This window comes from Patiriisocius marinus, from assembly GCF_008974325.1.
Classification (GTDB): Bacteria; Bacteroidota; Bacteroidia; order Flavobacteriales; family Flavobacteriaceae; genus Patiriisocius; species Patiriisocius marinus.
Window position 1 is genome coordinate 310,989 of record NZ_BKCG01000001.1, and the last position, 18,702, is coordinate 329,690.

An 18,702-nucleotide genomic window follows, 5' to 3' on the forward strand; every position below is an offset into this window, starting at 1 on the left:
TTTCATCAATTAGTTTAAAGTGTACCTTAGTCCCATATAATAATTACTTCCAAAAATAGGACCGTATACAAATGTAGTATCAAAGTTCGAACCAAAAGGATTCTCAACATCAATAATTGGGTTATCCTGTCGTTCATCTGTAATATTCTCCGCACCTAAATAAATTTCAAATGCTGGACCAAATACTCTAGTTACCTGAGCATTGAGCGTACCAATTGAGGGAGAAAACTCATCACGTCTATATGGTTCAGGATTAGACAAAGTAGCTGGGTAGCGTTGTTTCCCTAACCAATTGTAGGTTGTATCAAACTTCCAGAAAGCTCCATTTTTATTTGACGTCTCAACACTAACATTTGCAAATATGCGATGACTAGGTGTTAATGGCTTTTGCATAAAACCGTTTTCGAAATTAGTTTTAACATCGTAATATTTATAGGCTGTTCTTAAATCTACATTGTCTATAATATTATAATTAAATTCTAATTGATAGCTATTTGCAAAACTCTTACCGTTCAAGTTTGAAAAAATAATTTCATTAGGATTTCCCCAATCAACGACTATTTGATTTGTGAAATCAGTACGATAAAAATCGAAAGTTACATCCCCTTTTCTTCCAAAAAGATTAAAGCCTTGTAAAAATGATACTCCATAATTCCAAGCAATTTCTGGATCTAAACCATAAATAGAACCACCTTCATCATCAATCACTATTTGTCTTGAACTTGCAAAAAATGATTGATTTTCAGTAAAAATATTAGCAGATCGTTTACCTCTACCTGCAGAAACTCTTAAAGCAGCTTTATCCCAAGGAGTATAACGTGCGTGAATTCTAGGCGTAATAAAGGTACCAAGTAAATTATGATTATCAACTCTTACACCGGCTGTCATCGTGAAATTAGACAAATCATCATACGAGTATTCAAAAAATGCTCCAACAGAGTTTTCTATCCTCCCGTAATCAGTAGATTCAACTAACTCTTCATACTTATCATAAGTAGCACCAAAACCTGTTTTAAATTTGTGTCGAGAGTCACTTATAATAGAGTTAAATATTGCATTTGCATATAAACTATTATGCTTAATATTATAATCACGTAAACCATAATAGGAATCTTGCTCGTGGTTACTATAAGCTACTTGTAATCCCATACTTTGATAGGGTATTTCAGGAAATACATAACCTAGTTTCGCTGAAATACCGTAACGCTGTGTGTCAATTTCTCCACCCCAAGCATTTAATGTTCCTCGATCTGTATCTGGATTAAAAGCTGTCTGCCCTACTTGTTTATTATCTTTCAAAAAATTAAGATTGATAAAACTTACAAAACCATTTTCAGGATCTGTATACTGCCAACGGTTCATTACATTAATTTGTTCAGCTAAAGGTGTATCTAAAAAACCATCATCATTTCGATCATTTTTAATGGTACGAGTATTTCCGTGGAGATAAACTCCTGTATTCCATTTATCCGAAACTTTAGTATTTGCGTGTGCATTTAACTCAAACCTACCATTAACAGCTCCGTATGCGTTTACAAACAAAGGAGCATCTGTAGTAGGTTTAACAAACTCAGCATTAATTTGACCAGCAATACTTTCAAAACCATTTACAACACTTCCCGCACCTTTGGTTATTTGTATACTCTCAACCCAAGTACCTGGAATAAAACTAAGTCCAAATGACTGTGCAGCTCCTCTAATTGCTGGAATATTTTCTGTTGTGATTAATGTATACGGACTTGTTAAACCTAACATTCGAATACGCCTAGTTCCTGTAATTGCATCTGCAAAATTTACATCAATAGAAGGATTGGTTTCAAAACTTTCCGAAAGATTACAACAAGCAGCTTTCAATAATTCTGCACTACTTACATTAATTACATTTTCAGCTTTCAAAAATGACCTAGATGTAGCTAGTTTTCGCTTTGTAAGCAAAACCTCATCTAAGGTTCCATTTGATTGTAGCGTATGCCTAATCTTTCTAGGAGCCGAAATTGTCAACGTATCATTATCATACCCAACATAACTAATAATTAACTTATTATTCTCCTCACTATATGGAATCTCAAACAAGCCATTAAAATCTGTAACCGTACCAATACTTGTATCTAACCAAAATACATTAGCACCAGGCAATGGAACTTCTTTATCTCCTGAAATTTTAAGAATAATACCTTCTACCTTTTCCTGCGACCATACCATCATTGGTAAAAACATCGCTATAAATAGTAACTTTTTCATAAAACGAAATTTTTAACTAACAATACTGTAGCCATAATAATCATTATCGCATTCTCAATAAATGTTGCCTGCGTCATAGGTAGTTTTAATACTGTTCCTAAACATGCACATTGAATTGTCTGTTTACTTAGTAGCGACCTTAATACACCAATAGTGGTAACACCTAAAATGAGAATTGTTACTATTAAAACAACTGAAATTTGAACTCTTGCTAATAAGCAAATACCCAAAGTCAACTCTATAAAAGGATATATTTTACCATAGGCAGGAAGTACTTTTGCTAGCGGATCGTACATTGCAAAAGATTGTGAAAAACCTTTCAAATCGAAAAATTTAAACAAACTGAATACAAAATAGAACAAGCCCATAAAATCGAGCATTGCATCTGCACTATTCCAACTATTATAATTGATTGCAATAGTCATCAAAGCAATAAAACCAAAAATCAAGAATAGCGGCTTTAATTGTTGTAACTTAGTTAACTGTTCTTCTTCGGAAACTTTAAATATATTTCCACTTTCGGCTTTAACAGTAGCTTCAGATAAGGTGAATTTTTTAGGTAGGGCATTTTTCAAAACGTTTGTAGGAATATGATTTTTCATTCCTATTTCGACTTTGCCTAGCTCTAGATTTACATCAACTGATGTTATATCATCGAGAGTTGATAGATGTTTTTCGACAGATGCTTTACATCCGCCACAAGTCATCCCTTGTATACTATATGTGTGTGTCATTTTTTTAACTTTAAATTAATAGTATCATCCTTCCATTATTAGTGGAAGTATAGGCGTTACCATAATCTAAAATCAAATTAAAAAAGTCTCGAAAAGAACTGGTATGTCTTTTATGAGAGGAGGTGGTTGATATCGAGCAAAAAGGGTATTTTGATCGTTTATAAATGTTTCTGTTTGAAGAATAAAAACTGAAACAAAAGTGGCTGCAAAAATAGGACTTACTTGGAAATTGAAGTCTGAAGCAGTATAGTTTTCGTCTGTATTGATTTGTGAATATTCATTATCACAACAATCGTGGTCTTCTTGAGTTTCACTATCGCAAGTGGATTCACTAATGGTCATTCCACAAGATAAATGTTCTTGCCCTAATGTAACTTTAGCTAACATTTCAAAATCGCCACAAAAATGTTGTGCATAGGTTATCCCTGAGCTACTTAAAAGCATCAGTAGAGATAACGTTATTGAAATGAATTGTTTCATTAATATAAAGTTAAGGCTTATAATTTAACACGCCTTATCAATTAAAAATTATTCTATTTTAGCATCGACACGACCACATTTTAGCATTTTATCACCAAAATATGGGTTTCTAATTTCTTTAGAGTCACTTATCCAGTATGCCCCTGTATTTCCAAAAGCCATTGGGCAATATTGCTTGTAAACGATTCCACTTTCAACTTGACCTTCCACTAATTTTTCTATTGCAGCAGAAACGGTCATAAAATGCTTTCGTTGATCTTCAACATCAGTACTCTCCATTATTGACTTAATTGCTTCTTTTACATTTTCGTCAGCTTCTTGCATAATTTCAGATCTGTAAAGAATATCGGCATATTTTGCAGCATCTTCAGAGTTAGTATTTACCAAAGCAGCTCTAACTGCATTGTATAATTTAAAACTCGTAGTCACTCTATTATCCTTAAAAGTAACCCCAGAGCGTTCACTTACATCTAAATCTGCGCCTTCGTTAGAAGCAACTTCAATTACTTCAGGATTTGATGAGTTTTCATTTTTACAAGCTGTAAAAGCAATCACTACTGCGAATAAATATAAAAATTTCTGAAATTTCATAATGCTATAATTTAACTGCAAAAATACAAAATGAGATTGTATTTCAGAAAAATGACTGCATAAAGTATTTATAATAATTGGTTTACTTTTTTAAAGAGGGCGCATTTCCGAAGAAATAAAAAGCTGGCACCAATAGAAATAACATTAACGGTTGTATCAAAAATCTACGAACATAGAATAAAGGTTGATGTGGTCCATCACTATAAACGACTATGAAAAATGTAAAAAAACCAACACAAATTATAAAAAACATAACATATAATAGTACTGAAAACTTGAGTACTTTTTTGTTTTTAAACACAAACCACAATATCGCTAATGATACTAAAGTATTCAATAAAAATCTAAATGTAAGACCTAGATATAGTTTAGAATAATCTAAAATTGGTAAGGCATTTATTGTATGATCAGTTTTAAAAAATAGCAGTAGTGGATCATAAAACAATTGGCTTTCAAATGTACGAATTAGCACTAAAAGCCCTATTAACAAGAAAACCATTCCATAGATAATTCCAGGAAACACAACACCATGAAGAAAATCACTTTGATTAGGATACTTATATAAAGCGATCGCAAGAATGCAAATACGAACTAAATTAACCGCATAAATCAATGATGTTCCAGCTAACAAAAACAAGAAAGTCTTTTTAAATCCTTGGGCAAATGCAAGAATAAATGAAATAAATAATATAATAATACTCAGAGCATTACAACCTTCAATAATATTAGCGGTATAATGGTCATTTATTATCAGCTTCATATGCGGTGCAGATGTATCTGGCAAAATTTGCGCATCATACCCAAAACTATTAATCAGCGCAGTACTTTGTATTGCTACAAGATTTGTAATAGGATCTGCAGTACCAGTTGCTGAGGCGTAATAATTTAAATACGCACCATATAATAAACTCATCGCGATGTAAGTACTAAAAAATAGCCCGACAAAAATTAAAACTGGACGATATGTGTTTATTAGATTTTTCAAATGGGGGATTATCATGGCATTTATTTAACACTATGATATAACAAAAATAAACCATTTGCATTTGGCACATACAGAGTCTTGAAATACTTTTACAAAAAAAATATCCCTATGTCATTTAATTCCCTACAACTTAAGGTCACATCTGCTTTAAATAACACTACTGCAACAGCTAAAAAACGCATGCACGAAGTTTGTGTATTACTTGAAAACGAAATTGAGTATTACAATTGGGTTGGTTTTTATTTTGCAAACCACGAACAACGCACACTTCATTTAGAAACTTATGTAGGTGAAGAAACTGATCATACAGTTATCCCATTTGGCAAAGGAATTTGTGGTCAGGTTGCTGAATCTAACTCCAATTTTGTAGTACCTGACGTAAAAGCACAGGACAATTATATTGCATGTAGCATTACCGTTAAAGCCGAAATTGTTATTCCTATTTTTAAAGATGGAAAAAATATTGGACAAATAGATATTGACTCAAACACTCCAGATCCTTTTACTAAGGAAGACGAACGTTTTCTAGAATGGGTTTGTGAACAAGTTGCTAAAATTCTTTAAAACTAAGTCATTTCTAAAATTAAAAAATCTCAAATCGATAACATTATTATTGATTTGAGATTTTAAGTATATATAGTTTTTTTTCTATTACATCCCTGTTCTAATGGCTTCAACCGGATCTAACCTTGAAGCAGAAATAGCTGGTAATATTCCAGAAATCAAACCTATTGCAGCAGAAATAACAGTACCAATGACCATATTTCCAATTGACAATACAAAATTGAATTCCCCTGTCATAGAAGATGCTAATAGCGAGACTAGATACACTAAAACGAGACCAATTAATCCTCCAATGATTGCAAGAATTACTGCTTCAAATAGAAACTGAAATAAGATAAATTTATTTTTAGCTCCAAGTGATTTTTGAATTCCAATAAGGTTTGTTCTCTCTTTTACACTCACAAACATAATATTAGCAATACCAAAGCCACCAACCAATAAAGAAAAGAGACTTATCACAAGACCAATAACATTCATTTGCCCTGTTATATTGTCAATGATATCTGCAATACCTTGAAATTGATTTACGAAAAAAGTATCTCCTTCTTCAGCACGAATACCCCTTATAGTTCTAAGTCTTAAAGAAATAGTTGCCATAAACCCATCTTGATCAATATTTTTTTCTGGCTTAATTGTTATTTGAGGAAAAACCGATTTACTATTATCTCCATAAATTCTTCTCGCTACATTTACAGAGACAAGCGCAGCAGTATCTTTAGAACCACCACCTAATGCATTTCCTTCTTTTTTAAGCACCCCAATTACAGTAAATTTTCTACCGTATAATCGTATTTTTTTTCCTAAAGCTTCATCTGGCGATCCAAATAAACTATTTGCAATTTCATCACCAATAATTAGCACAGGAGCACCTCCACCAGATTCAGATTCTGTAAAAAAACGTCCTCCACTTAATTCGAGAGTTTCTATTTCTGGGTACTCATAGGTTACAGCCGCAATATCAACGTTAGAGACTGTTCTGTCTTCATACTTTAAAGTTTCCGAAGGTACATTTAACACATAGCAAACAGCTTTTGCATCCGGAAGAGAACGTTTTAAATACTCGTACTCTTCATAAGTTACATCAGGAAATTGTCGCCATTTCCATTGTGGAATATCTGTAGATGTAAATGGAAAACGCATAACAATAATCGTACTGTTGTCAATACCACTCAAACTACCTTCAATTTCTTTTTTTAACGAATCAACCGCAGCAAGCACCGCAATTATTGAAAAAATCCCAATTGTTACTCCCAACAAAGACAAAAAAGTACGCAACTTATTATTTGTCAATGCGTTAATAGCAAAATTAAAACTCTCCTTTAAAACTCTAAAATAGATTAACATTGGGTTGGTTTATTGCAAATGTTGAATGGCAAAGCCGAAATTTTAAAACTCAAAAATCTTGAATCAAAAATAAGATTTTAAAGTTATGAAAAGTAAGACGCAAAGTGTTAACAATTGTTACATAAATGAGACATGATTCTGTACTTTTGCAGCTTTAATTCACTATTATGAAGCATAAAATAGTGAATTTATAAATTTCAATCATTTAAGCACTACAAACAATCTACATTTTATGAGTACTTCAAAAAAAATAACATCGGCTTTAATATCAGTATTTCACAAAGACGGCCTCGCCCCTATTGTTCAAAAACTGAACGAACTTGGTGTTACAATTTACTCAACTGGTGGTACAGAAAAATTTATCACAGATCTTGGAATTAAAGTAATCCCTGTGGAAGATGTAACTGATTATCCTTCAATTTTAGGCGGACGAGTAAAAACACTTCACCCTAAAGTTTTTGGTGGAATATTAAATCGCCAAGATAATGAGAGTGATGTTCGCGAAATGGACAAATTCAACATTCCACAACTTGATGTAGTAATTGTAGACTTATATCCTTTTGAAAAAACAGTCGCATCTGGCGCTTCTGAACAAGATATTATTGAAAAAATTGATATAGGTGGTATTTCACTTATTAGAGCTGCCGCAAAGAACTTTAAAGATACCGTTTGTGTTTCATCAATGGATGATTACAATGAGTTTTTAGAAGCTATTTCAGAAGATAATGGAACACTTTCTTTAACGACAAGAAAACATTTTGCTGCAAAAGCATTTAATGTTTCATCACATTACGACACTGCAATTTTTAATTACTTTAATGGCAATCAAGAAATTCCTGCTTTAAAAATTAGCGAGACAAATGCACAAGTACTTCGTTATGGTGAAAACCCACACCAACGTGGTTTCTTCTTCGGAAACTTCGATGAAATGTTTGATAAGCTTCACGGAAAAGAGCTGAGCTACAATAATTTACTTGATGTAGACGCAGCTGTTAATTTAATGAACGAGTTTAAAGGCGACGCTCCTACATTTGCAATATTAAAGCACAATAACGCTTGTGGTATTGCACAACGCGAAACATTATTAGAGGCATACAATAGTGCTCTTGCAGGTGACCCTGTTTCGGCTTTTGGCGGAATATTAATATCGAATACAGAGATAGATGCCCCAACCGCAGACGAAATACACAAATTATTTTGTGAAGTGGTTATTGCACCTTCATTTAGCGAAGAAGCAACTACAATTTTAAAAGGTAAAAAGAATCGTATTTTATTAATTCAAAAAGATGCGAAATTACCTACAACTACCGTTAGAACTTGTTTAAATGGTGTTCTTGTTCAAGACAAAGATGCTAAGACAGATAATATTTTGGAATTAAGTAATGCAACTGACAATAAACCAACTTCTCAGGAGTTAGATGATTTAATGTTTGCATCTAAAATATGTAAGCATACAAAAAGTAATACAATTGTACTTGCTAAGAACAAGCAATTATGCGCAAGTGGAACAGGGCAAACATCACGTGTAGATGCTTTAAACCAAGCGATACACAAGGCTCAAAACTTTAATTTTGATCTTGATGGAGCTGTAATGGCTAGTGATGCATTTTTCCCATTTCCAGACTGTGTAGAAATTGCAAAAAATGCGGGAATAACTGCAGTAATCCAACCGGGAGGATCAATAAAAGATCAACTCAGCATCGATTATTGCAACTCATCCAAAATGGCTATGGTATTTACCGGAACGCGCCATTTTAAGCATTAAAAATTTGTACATTTGTTAAGCAACAATACTGATTTAGAAATATTTATAATACCTCATATAAGCACATGGGATTTTTTGATTTCCTCACCGAAGAAATAGCCATTGATTTAGGAACCGCAAACACGCTTATCATTCACAATGATAAAGTAGTAGTTGATGCGCCATCTATTGTGGCTCGCGATAGAACTACAGGTAAAATTATAGCTGTTGGTAGGGAAGCCGCAATGATGCAAGGAAAGACCCACGAGAATATTAAAACCATTCGTCCATTGAAGGATGGAGTAATCGCAGATTTTGACGCAAGTGAAAAAATGATAAACATGTTTATCAAAGACATTCCAGCATTAAAGAAAAAATGGATTACACCTTCGTTAAGAATGGTAATTTGTATTCCTAGTGGAATTACTGAAGTTGAAATGCGAGCAGTAAAAGAAAGTGCAGAGCGTGTTAATGGAAAAGAAGTTTATTTAATACACGAACCTATGGCTGCTGCCATAGGTATTGGTGTAGATATTATGCAACCAAAAGGAAATATGGTTGTAGATATAGGTGGTGGTACCACAGAAATCGCCGTTATTGCCCTTGGTGGTATTGTGTGTGATAAATCTGTAAAAGTAGCCGGTGATGTATTTACTAGTGACATAGTTTACTATATGCGTACACAACACAACCTCTATGTAGGTGACCGTACTGCTGAAAAAATTAAAATCCAAATAGGTGCAGCTACTGAAGACCTTGAATTACCTCCAGATGAAATGGATGTTCAAGGACGTGATTTATTAACAGGAAAGCCTAAGCAAGTACAAACAAGCTATAGAGAAATTGCTAAAGCACTAGACAAGTCTATTTTGCGTATTGAAGATGCAGTAATGGAAACATTATCGCAAACTCCTCCAGAATTAGCAGCAGATATCTATAATACAGGTATTTATTTAGCAGGTGGTGGATCTATGTTACGTGGTCTTGACAAACGACTTTCTCAAAAAACAGATTTACCAGTATATATTGCTGAGGATCCACTGAGAGCAGTTGTTAGAGGGACAGGTATTTGTCTTAAAAATCTTCCAAAATTTAAAAGCGTACTGATTAAATAACAGCTAGTTTAAATTAAACAGAAGTTGTTTTACTTCGGAAATGTGACTTCAATGCAATTTGTTGCACATATAAAATAGACCATGAATTAAAGACCTTGAGAATACCTAATGCAGCAAATTATTAACTTCTTTATTAAGAACAAGAACTTTTTGCTCTTCGCTGTGCTTTTCTTTTTTTCATTTTTATTGACGATTCAATCACACTCGTTTCATAATAGTAAAATGGTAAGCTCTACTAACTTTTTTAGTGGCAGTCTTTTTGAAATCACATCTAACATTAATAATTATTTTCATTTAAAGGAACAAAACGAAATACTTGCAGACGAAAATAGCAGATTACGGAACAGCCTTTCAACTCTTAAAATTTCAGAAGAAATAGCTCCAATTATTGTTGATAGCACCATAGGTGGATTTGTTTACAAAGGTGCAAGGGTCATAAAAAACAGCTACAGCAAAACTAATAATCAACTCACCATAAACAAAGGTGCTAATGACACTATAGAGGTTGATATGGGCGTAATAACTTCAAAAGGTTTAGTAGGAATTGTGAATAGAGTTAGTGCAAATTATGGTAGGATTCAATCAATTCTAAATACGAATAGCCAGATTAACGCAGCATTAAAAAAATCTAATCATTTTGGTTTTTTATCTTGGAATGGTAAAAACCCAAACGTTGTTCAACTAACTGAAATACCAAAACTAGCACCCCTTCAAGTTGGCGATACAATTATTACTGGTGGAAACTCTTCTATTTTTCCACGTGGAATATTAGTAGGAAGAGTTGAAAATTTTAGTGTAAGTAGTGAGGATACATTTATAGTAGATGTAAAACTCTTTAATGATATGACAAAATTGTCCCACGTATACCTTATTAAAAACCCGAATTTAATAGAAATAAAAAACTTAGAAGAAGCTAACGACAATGCAGAATAACGCTATTTTCATAAACGCTCTTAGGTTTTTAGGGTTGCTCCTATTACAAGTACTTGTGCTTAATAATATAAATTTTTTAGGATACATAAACCCGTACCTTTATATATTATTCATACTCATTTTTCCATTTACTGGAAACAAATCATTGTTAATAGGACTTTCATTTTTACTTGGATTAAGTATCGATTTTTTCAGTGATTCTGGCGGTGTTCACGCTGCTGCTTCAGTATTTATAGCCTATTTACGTCCATTTTTATTAAAGTTTTCATTTGGTGTTAGTTATGAATACAACGCAATTAAACTTAGTAAAGTTACCTTTAGTGAACGCCTCATTTATATCTCATTAATGGTAATACTGCATCACCTTGTATTATTTTCTTTAGAAATATTTAGCGTTTCACGCATACTTCTTATACTCAAATCAACGTTATTCTCAGGAATATTCAGCATTATATTAATTCTATGTTCGTTAGTGCTTTTTAGCCGTAAAACATAGCAAATCCGAAATTTTCATCATTTAATATTTCGGCACATACTTTTTACATTGAGAAAATTATTACTCTTATTTTTAGTTATCGTTACTGGCTTTTTATTTGCCGGAAGACTTTTCTATCTCCAAATTCTTGATACATCATTCGCTCAATTATCTGAAAGTAACGCTGTAAAAACCTCATACGATTATCCACAACGAGGTTATATTTTTGACCGTAATGACAAACTATTAGTTCAAAACCAACCATCGTATGATGTGATGGTAATACCTCGAGAAATAAAAAACCTTGACACTATTGAGTTTTGCAGGGTTTTAAAAATTACTAAGGAGCAATTAGAAGATAAACTTGCAAAGGCAAAGCACTATTCTCCAAGATTACCCTCTGTAGTAATACCACAATTAACGAAAGAAGAATATTCATCTCTTTCTGAAACAATGTACAAATACAATGGTTTTTACATTCAAAAACGTTCCCTTAGAGATTACCAAGTTGAACACTCTGCAAATGTTTTAGGATACATTAGAGAAGTAGATCAAAACATCATTAATAGAAACTCAGATTATGCCATGGGTGAGATTATTGGGATGACAGGAATTGAAAGTCAATATGAAGATATTTTACGAGGACAAAAAGGTGTAAAATATATTCAAAAAGATAGATTCAATAAAGATATAGGTAGTTACAAAGATGGAATATTTGACACCTTACCTCAACGTGGAAAAGACATTACCCTTACTATAGACAAAGAACTACAAGCCTACGCTGAAAAACTGTTTACTAATAAACGTGGTGGTATAGTTGCTATAGAGCCTAAAACAGGCGAAATTCTATCACTAGTAACAGCACCAAATTATAAACCTGAGTTATTAGTAGGAAGAGAACGATCTGCAAATTTCAATAAATTATACTACGACTCTATTGCACTGCCTCTTTTTGATAGAGGATTAAAAGGAGAATATCCCCCTGGGAGCCCTTTCAAAACATTAACCGCACTTATTGCCCTACAAGAAAATGTAGTTTCCACTAGCGAAACAATTGCCTGTAGAGGGGGTTATTATTACGGAACAAGAGGGAGAAAACTAGGCTGTCACGCTCACAAATCGCCCTTAGATATGGAAGGTGGTATCGCAAAATCATGCAATGCATATTTCTGCACTGTTTATAGACGTGTAATTGAAAAATACGATACACCACAAGAAGGTATTGATAACTGGCGGAATCATTTAATGAGTTTTGGTTTAGGGCAATTTATGGGATACGACTTGCCTGAGGGAAGAAGAGGTAAAATCCCTAGTTCAAAAACCTATAATGCAATGTACCCCAATAACAATTGGTATGCGACAGCAACTATATCCAATGCAATAGGACAAGGTGAAGTTTTATTAACTCCTATGCAAATGGCAAATTTTACCGCTGCTATTGCAAATAGAGGTTGGTATATTAAACCACATATGATAAAACATATTCAGGATTCTGACACTATTCCATCTAAGTACACTACAGTCAATAAAACAACAATAGACCCTAAACATTTTGACCCCGTTGTAGAAGGTATGCACCAAGTTTATCTAAATGGAACAGCCACTTTTCTACAAGTTCCAGGTATAGACATATGCGGAAAAACAGGTACCGCAGAAAATTTTAAACGTATTGATGGTGTAACTAGGCAGCTAACTGATCACTCTGTTTTTATTGCTTTCGCTCCTAAAGATGATCCAAAAATAGCTATAGCTGTTTTTGTCGAAAATGGATATTGGGGCGCACGATGGGCAGGACGTATGGCAAGTTTAATGATTGAAAAATACATTAAAGGTGAAGTAACCTTGAAAGCAATGGAAGACTACGTTATAAACGGAAGTCTTGAAGAAGAATATGCCAAACCCTATTCTGGCGAACCATTTAACATCAATCAATAAAAATGGCATTTGGTAAAACCGCATTAAAGTTTGATTGGATTATCATGTTGCTTTTTGCAATGTTGGTAACTGCTGGATGGTTCAATATATATTCGGCATCTTATTCAAGTGACGCTACTGGCCTACTAGATTTTTCACAACCTTATGCTAAACAATTATTATGGATTTGCTTAAGCGTTGTTTTAATAGTAATAATACTCGCCCTCGATGAGAAATTTTACGAACGATTTTCTAGTATCATCTATCTGGTCTCACTAGTTAGTTTGGCCGGTTTATATCTTTTTGGGAATAATGTAAATGGGGCTACATCGTGGTATTTAATTGGCCCAGCAAGTATTCAACCCAGTGAGTTCGCTAAAGCAGCTACTGCTCTTGCATTAGCTAAATATGTAAGTGACATTCAAACTAATATGAGTTTGTTTAAAGATCAACTTAAAGCATTTCTAATCCTTGCAATTCCAGCTTTATTAATTGTACCTCAACCAGATCCTGGAAGCGCACTAATTTATGCCGCATTCATATTTCCGCTATATAGAGAAGGACTTCATTTTGTTTATTTATTACTTGGATTTTTTGCCGCAGCCTTATTTGTAGGAACACTAGTTCTAGGTGCAACTTGGGTGAGTTTAATGGTATTGATTATTACCGCTGCAGTATTTCTGAAAAATAGAAAACGGAAACCTTCGCGATCTAAATACGCAATTATTGCAATAGCTTGTGTTGCTTTTTCTTTTTCAGTTAGCTATATATTCAATAATGTATTTGAACAACGTCACCGCGACAGATTTAATATTGTATTAGGTAAAGAAACTGACTCAAAAGGAATAGGTTATAATACCAACCAAAGTGAAATTGCTATTGGTAGCGGAGGCTGGTTTGGAAAAGGCTGGACTCAAGGAACGCAAACCAAAGGTAATTTTGTCCCTGAACAACACACTGATTACATTTTCAGTACCGTTGGGGAAGAATGGGGCTTTTTAGGAAGTTTAGGAGTTGTAGCGTTATTTGTATTCTTAATAATTAGAATATTAGTTTTAGCTGAACGGCAGAAAAGCCAATTTGCTCGAGTTTATGGCTACAGTGTTGCGGCTATAATCTTCTTCCACTTTTTTGTAAATGTAGGTATGGTTACAGGCCTCTTCCCTACAGTAGGAATACCCTTGCCTTTTTTTAGTTATGGAGGATCAGGACTTTGGGGGTTTACAATTCTGCTCTTTATTTTCGTTAGGCTTGACGCAGCTAACTACTACTATACTTGATTTAAGCTGAATTCAAAATTAAGAAAAAACAACTCCTATAATATTATTTCCAAAATTTAGAATCGCTCTCGGCCTCTATTTTATTCTCAATATCATCAGGTAATTGTTCAAAGAAATCAATTCCAGTAAGCGCTTCAATTTTATCTACTGTAGTCATGTATTTGTAAAAAGAATCTTTTCCAGCAGATTGAGGAATTAAAAACGCAGCCACTTTATATCGACCTTTACTCTTATCTAATACAATTTTATAAAACTGCTCAGGAACAGAAACATTTTCAGTACCTATAGTTTTTAATCCGTTTTTTAACACACCACCCGTAACAACATATACGTCGTTATAACGTCCTGCCCAATAGCGCACTTTCTGCTCAAGGCTGTTCCAAACCCCAGCATTAAACTCGTGGTTCTGCGGACTTATGTTACTTGTTAAAAATGTTTCAAAATATGCTTCATAATCAAAACCTCTATCTCCTGCTGGACAAAGATGGCCTCTATCATACCCACTCTTTTTATAATTACGCCAGTGAGCAGACTTAGTGTTCACGTCTTTATCTTCAATAAAGTAGGGACGATCAAAATCATTTTTTCTAATATGATCTTTACGCAACTCGTAAGCAACCCACTCAGCTTGTTCGTGTATTTCACTGTACGATAATGTATAATAACTATGAGCAACTATTGCACCTGTGGTTGAACTTGGTAGTAAATTATTCCCAAATTCAGCTGAAATCCCATCTTTAGCTGGCGAAGGATAATCTTTTGTTTCTTCGGAAACTTTCATTTCTAAAAAATATAGGACTACCGTAACAAGAACAATCAATAATGGATAGATGTATTTTCTTTTCATTTAAACAATGTTTTTAATTTCTTACATCAAGTGCATCTCTAAGCGCATTTCCTATTAACATAAATGCGGTAACTAAACTCATTATAGCTAACCCAGGGATTAATGCTAAAAATGGTTTCCCTAAAATGATGTAACTGTAATGATCCTTGATAATACCTCCCCAACTAGGCATTGGTGGTTGTGCTCCTATTCCTAAAAAACTCAAACCGCTTTCTATTAATATAGCTCCTGCAAAGTTTGCGGCACTTATAATAATTACTGGTGCCATTGCATTGGGTAAAATATGTTTTGTAATAATTCTAAAATTATTGAATCCTAAAGCCCTAGCTGCGGTAACATATTGCTGCTCCTTAACCCCTAACACTTGCCCTCTAACAACTCTTGCCACTTCTACCCACATTGTGAGTCCAACAGCTATAAATACTTGCCAAAAGCCTTTCCCTAGTGCTAATGTAATTGCTATAACTAATAATAATGTTGGGATAGACCAAGTAACATTTATTATCCACATTATAACTACATCAACTTTTCCACCGTAATACCCTGCAATTGAACCTAAAGTTATACCTATTACAAGAGATATAAATACAGCAACAAAACCTATAGATAATGAGATTCGGATTCCTATAAGCATTCTGCTTAATAAATCTCTACCATATTTATCTGTACCCCAATAAAACGTTTTGTTTGATATATAATTAGGCGCTATTTGATCAATGGAAGTTACTTTAGGGAATAATTGTAATGGATATAATTTTTCTAAACCTTTAGTTTCTCCTCCGGCATATTCAGTTACTAATAATCCTTCTTTTGTTACTGAAAAATCACTAATTGGTATTTCAGTATCTGCATTTTTACTTCCTAAAAAAAAAGACGAAATACTCGATTGCTTTTCTAATGCTACAGGAATAGTTAACAAAGTGACCTTAAATCCGGGAGATTTTGAATGAATAGACAAATGCATTTGATTTGCATTTTCGCTTGAGTCTGGAGCTATAGCATATGCGAATATTGCAACTAGAATACAGCATATTAGAAAAACAAAACTAAGCATTCCCCATAAGTTTTTCTTGAACTTTCTAAGTGCTAATTTCGATAAGGATGTGGCATTTTTCACAGGAGTAAATTTAGGGAAAATTTCAGCTTAATAATGAGTTTATAGTATGCTAAATAAAAAAGCCTATCTCTTTTGAGATAGGCTTGAAATATACTGTGTATTGATAAAATTAATTTTTCACTTTTGCCATTTTAGATTTTGTAATGTTATTCAGTTTTAAATCCTGCAATACATTTACAGCTTCTTCAACGTAAACGTCTTTAGCTAAATTAGTATGCCATCTTTTACGTTTTTCTCTTAACGTTGTATCTTGCTTCATTAAGTTAACCTCACCTGGCAGTGAGATAAAATTCATTTTATTATCATACGTATCAATTGCGTCGAACTTTTCAAGTTCTGCTTTGTTTTTAGCAATTTGTTCGCTGTAAGCACCTAGGTTTAAAGTAACATCCATTTCATCACGGCGTTGCTTAATATATTTAGCACTAGCATCAATCAACTTTAATTGTTCGTTTAATTCAATACGCTCCTTACTTTTATCTATTGCTTCTTGAAAATCGATATAACCGTCCCAAACTTTATAATCTGCTGGGCTAATTTTATCGTATGGCAATGGATTATCATAATCACGTTCTCCAACTTCAAAATAAGAATAACGATCTGGCATAACCACATCACTCTTAACACCTTCCAATTGAGTAGAACCTCCATTAACTCTGTAAAATTTCTGAGTAGTTAATTTTAAAGCTCCCATATCGCCCATATCACTTTGGCGCAACCATTGGTTAAGGTCAACCATGTTTTGCACAGTTCCTTTTCCGTAAGTTTGAGTACTACCAATAATAATCGCTCTTTTATAATCTTGCATTGCTGCTGCAAGAATTTCGGAAGCTGAGGCAGATAATTCATTAACTAATATAACTAACGGACCATCCCAAACAACTTCATTACTTTTATCATCAAGCACCTCTTTATTTCCACCACTACTTGCAACTTGAACAACCGGGCCATTTTTAATGAACAAACCAGCTATATCTACAGCAGTACGTAAGGACCCACCTCCGTTATCTCTTAAATCTAACACTAGACCTTCAACACCTTCTTTTTTAAGTTCGATGATTTCTTTTTTAATATCTGTTGCAGCATTACGTTCTTTGTAATTCTGCATATCAAAGTAAAATGACGGTAAGTTAATAAGTCCGTATTTTTTAGTGTCTTTTCCAATAATAGAACTTTTAGCATAAGTTTCTTCAAGCTCAACCACATCTCTAGAAATGGTTTCTTCGCGAAGAGAACCGTCAACACCTTTAACAGTTAAAACTACTTTAGAACCTTTAGGTCCTTTTATTAACTTTACAGCATCATCAATACGCATACCTACAATACTGACAGCTTCACTTTCATCTGCTTGACGTACTTTCATTAAAATATCACCCACTTCAATGTGCTCACCTCTCCAAGCTGGTCCACCGCTAATAACTTCCATTACATTAATGTAATCGTTTTTCTTTTGTAAACGAGCTCCAATACCCTCAAGTTTTCCAGACATACGCTGGTCAAATCTATCTTTATCTGGTGGTGCTAAGTAGTTTGTATGGGGATCAAATTGTTCTACAACTGTTGTCAAGAAAATTGCGAAATAATCTTTACTCTCTAAATCATCAACAAAATCAAAATATTCAGATAAGGACGTGAGTGTAGTTTTACGGGACTTTGCTTCTAATTCTTCCTCTGAAAGTGTTTCGTTACCGGTTGGTATAAATTCTTTTCCTTCCTCTTCAGCAGTTGCTTTTCTAGATTCGAATGTATTTTTTTCTTCTAACAGATCATAAAAGTTAGAAATTGTAGAAAATTTAAGTTGTTGTCTCCATCTAGCTTTCAATTCTTTTTTAGAAGATGCGTAAGCTAATTTATCGTAATCAACATTAATAGTTTCATTTTCTGTATAATCAAAAGGTTTCTCTAATGCTTCTTCATATAACTCCTTAGCTTCCTCCATACGTCTATCAAGTTTGGAATACACTAAATTAAAGAAAGTGAGGTCTTTGGCTTTAATTTGATCATCAATTTCAAATTCGTAAGCACTAAACTCCTCTATATCCGAAGCTAAGAAAAATCGTTTAACAGGATCTAAGCCGTCAATAAATTTACGATAAACTTCCTTTGAAAAGTCATCATCTATTTCAGCAGCTTCATAATGTCCTTTTTCTAAAACATAAGTGATAAGGTCGATTAGCAGCTTATCTTTATCTGGGTCATCAAATGATTTTGTAGTAAAACTACAAGATGCAGCAGCAACAAATACTGCTAACAATAATATTTTTAAATTCTTTTTCATTAATTGCATATCGCTCATTCTTTAGATTGTTAAAAATATATAAAAAACCGTGCCATACCG

General features: G+C 33.5%; 16 protein-coding genes. 7 read left to right on the forward strand and 9 right to left on the reverse strand.

Translation table 11 applies throughout. From position 1 onward, the window contains the following. Positions 1–9: 9 nt before the first annotated feature. From GBH57_RS01370 to xrtF, 5 genes are all read right to left on the reverse strand, one after another. A complete protein-coding gene (locus GBH57_RS01370) occupies positions 10–2,241 on the reverse strand; it encodes a TonB-dependent receptor (RefSeq protein ID WP_151672260.1) in 2,232 nt (743 codons plus the stop codon). Beyond that, on the reverse strand, positions 2,238–2,975 hold the full coding sequence (locus GBH57_RS01375) for a heavy-metal-associated domain-containing protein (protein ID WP_151672261.1): 738 nt from the start codon (positions 2,973–2,975) through the stop codon (positions 2,238–2,240). The genes GBH57_RS01370 and GBH57_RS01375 overlap by 4 nt, the downstream gene beginning before the upstream one ends. Before the next feature lie 72 nt (positions 2,976–3,047). Continuing rightward, complete coding sequence (locus tag GBH57_RS01380; RefSeq protein WP_151672262.1) at positions 3,048–3,455, reverse strand: HYC_CC_PP family protein; 408 nt, start codon at positions 3,453–3,455, stop codon at positions 3,048–3,050. Between the two features lie 48 nt (positions 3,456–3,503). Continuing rightward, positions 3,504–4,046, reverse strand: coding sequence for a DUF3347 domain-containing protein (locus GBH57_RS01385; protein ID WP_151672263.1), 543 nt, complete (start codon positions 4,044–4,046; stop codon positions 3,504–3,506). Positions 4,047–4,128: 82 nt separating this feature from the next. Beyond that, complete coding sequence (gene xrtF, locus GBH57_RS01390) at positions 4,129–5,046, reverse strand: exosortase family protein XrtF (protein WP_151672264.1); 918 nt, start codon at positions 5,044–5,046, stop codon at positions 4,129–4,131. A 93-nt stretch (positions 5,047–5,139) separates the two neighbouring features. Between xrtF and GBH57_RS01395 the strand changes: the two genes are divergently transcribed. Then, positions 5,140–5,595, forward strand: coding sequence for an XrtF-associated fRMsr-like GAF protein (locus tag GBH57_RS01395; protein WP_151672265.1), 456 nt, complete (start codon positions 5,140–5,142; stop codon positions 5,593–5,595). Between the two features lie 87 nt (positions 5,596–5,682). Here the strand turns inward: GBH57_RS01395 and GBH57_RS01400 are convergent, their stop codons facing one another. Then, the gene (locus tag GBH57_RS01400; RefSeq protein WP_151672266.1) at positions 5,683–6,939 is read right to left on the reverse strand and encodes an ABC transporter permease; all 1,257 of its coding nucleotides are present in this window, start codon (positions 6,937–6,939) and stop codon (positions 5,683–5,685) included. Between the two features lie 232 nt (positions 6,940–7,171). Between GBH57_RS01400 and purH the strand changes: the two genes are divergently transcribed. From purH to rodA, 6 genes are all read left to right on the forward strand, one after another. Then, on the forward strand, positions 7,172–8,704 hold the full coding sequence (gene purH / locus GBH57_RS01405; RefSeq protein WP_151672267.1) for a bifunctional phosphoribosylaminoimidazolecarboxamide formyltransferase/IMP cyclohydrolase: 1,533 nt from the start codon (positions 7,172–7,174) through the stop codon (positions 8,702–8,704). Positions 8,705–8,769: 65 nt separating this feature from the next. After that, positions 8,770–9,798 (forward strand): rod shape-determining protein, encoded by a 1,029-nt coding sequence (locus tag GBH57_RS01410; protein WP_151672268.1) that lies wholly within the window; start codon positions 8,770–8,772, stop codon positions 9,796–9,798. A gap of 108 nt (positions 9,799–9,906) precedes the next feature. Further along, complete coding sequence (gene mreC / locus GBH57_RS01415; RefSeq protein ID WP_151672269.1) at positions 9,907–10,731, forward strand: rod shape-determining protein MreC; 825 nt, start codon at positions 9,907–9,909, stop codon at positions 10,729–10,731. Then, positions 10,721–11,227, forward strand: coding sequence for a rod shape-determining protein MreD (locus GBH57_RS01420; protein ID WP_151672270.1), 507 nt, complete (start codon positions 10,721–10,723; stop codon positions 11,225–11,227). Before mreC ends, GBH57_RS01420 begins: the two co-directional genes overlap by 11 nt. A gap of 48 nt (positions 11,228–11,275) precedes the next feature. Beyond that, positions 11,276–13,141 (forward strand): penicillin-binding protein 2, encoded by a 1,866-nt coding sequence (gene mrdA / locus GBH57_RS01425; protein ID WP_151672271.1) that lies wholly within the window; start codon positions 11,276–11,278, stop codon positions 13,139–13,141. A 2-nt stretch (positions 13,142–13,143) separates the two neighbouring features. Continuing rightward, positions 13,144–14,400, forward strand: coding sequence for a rod shape-determining protein RodA (gene rodA / locus GBH57_RS01430; protein ID WP_151672272.1), 1,257 nt, complete (start codon positions 13,144–13,146; stop codon positions 14,398–14,400). A 43-nt stretch (positions 14,401–14,443) separates the two neighbouring features. Here the strand turns inward: rodA and GBH57_RS01435 are convergent, their stop codons facing one another. The 3 genes from GBH57_RS01435 to GBH57_RS01445 all read right to left on the reverse strand — a co-directional run bounded on the left by GBH57_RS01435 (position 14,444) and on the right by GBH57_RS01445 (position 18,642). Continuing rightward, the gene (locus GBH57_RS01435; RefSeq protein ID WP_151672273.1) at positions 14,444–15,247 is read right to left on the reverse strand and encodes a DNA/RNA non-specific endonuclease; all 804 of its coding nucleotides are present in this window, start codon (positions 15,245–15,247) and stop codon (positions 14,444–14,446) included. 13 nt (positions 15,248–15,260) lie between these two features. Beyond that, a complete protein-coding gene (locus GBH57_RS01440; RefSeq protein WP_373865830.1) occupies positions 15,261–16,301 on the reverse strand; it encodes an ABC transporter permease in 1,041 nt (346 codons plus the stop codon). Positions 16,302–16,473: 172 nt separating this feature from the next. Next, entirely contained in the window at positions 16,474–18,642 is a 2,169-nt protein-coding gene (locus GBH57_RS01445) for a carboxy terminal-processing peptidase (protein WP_151672951.1), read from the reverse strand. Positions 18,643–18,702: the final 60 nt, after the last annotated feature.

What these genes read in the sequence shown, in the direction of transcription:
- GBH57_RS01420 (WP_151672270.1), top strand. Translation starts at nt 10,721, where the DNA reads ATGCAGAATAACGCTATTTTCATAAACGCTCTTAGGTTTTTAGGGTTG.
- GBH57_RS01385 (WP_151672263.1), bottom strand. Translation starts at nt 4,046, where the DNA reads ATGAAATTTCAGAAATTTTTATATTTATTCGCAGTAGTGATTGCTTTT.
- xrtF (WP_151672264.1), bottom strand. Translation starts at nt 5,046, where the DNA reads ATGATAATCCCCCATTTGAAAAATCTAATAAACACATATCGTCCAGTT.
- GBH57_RS01410 (WP_151672268.1), top strand. Translation starts at nt 8,770, where the DNA reads ATGGGATTTTTTGATTTCCTCACCGAAGAAATAGCCATTGATTTAGGA.
- GBH57_RS01395 (WP_151672265.1), top strand. Translation starts at nt 5,140, where the DNA reads ATGTCATTTAATTCCCTACAACTTAAGGTCACATCTGCTTTAAATAAC.
- GBH57_RS01380 (WP_151672262.1), bottom strand. Translation starts at nt 3,455, where the DNA reads ATGAAACAATTCATTTCAATAACGTTATCTCTACTGATGCTTTTAAGT.
- GBH57_RS01400 (WP_151672266.1), bottom strand. Translation starts at nt 6,939, where the DNA reads ATGTTAATCTATTTTAGAGTTTTAAAGGAGAGTTTTAATTTTGCTATT.
- GBH57_RS01440 (WP_373865830.1), bottom strand. Translation starts at nt 16,301, where the DNA reads ATGCTTAGTTTTGTTTTTCTAATATGCTGTATTCTAGTTGCAATATTC.
- GBH57_RS01375 (WP_151672261.1), bottom strand. Translation starts at nt 2,975, where the DNA reads ATGACACACACATATAGTATACAAGGGATGACTTGTGGCGGATGTAAA.
- GBH57_RS01435 (WP_151672273.1), bottom strand. Translation starts at nt 15,247, where the DNA reads ATGAAAAGAAAATACATCTATCCATTATTGATTGTTCTTGTTACGGTA.
- mreC (WP_151672269.1), top strand. Translation starts at nt 9,907, where the DNA reads ATGCAGCAAATTATTAACTTCTTTATTAAGAACAAGAACTTTTTGCTC.
- purH (WP_151672267.1), top strand. Translation starts at nt 7,172, where the DNA reads ATGAGTACTTCAAAAAAAATAACATCGGCTTTAATATCAGTATTTCAC.
- GBH57_RS01445 (WP_151672951.1), bottom strand. Translation starts at nt 18,642, where the DNA reads ATGAAAAAGAATTTAAAAATATTATTGTTAGCAGTATTTGTTGCTGCT.
- GBH57_RS01370 (WP_151672260.1), bottom strand. Translation starts at nt 2,241, where the DNA reads ATGAAAAAGTTACTATTTATAGCGATGTTTTTACCAATGATGGTATGG.
- rodA (WP_151672272.1), top strand. Translation starts at nt 13,144, where the DNA reads ATGGCATTTGGTAAAACCGCATTAAAGTTTGATTGGATTATCATGTTG.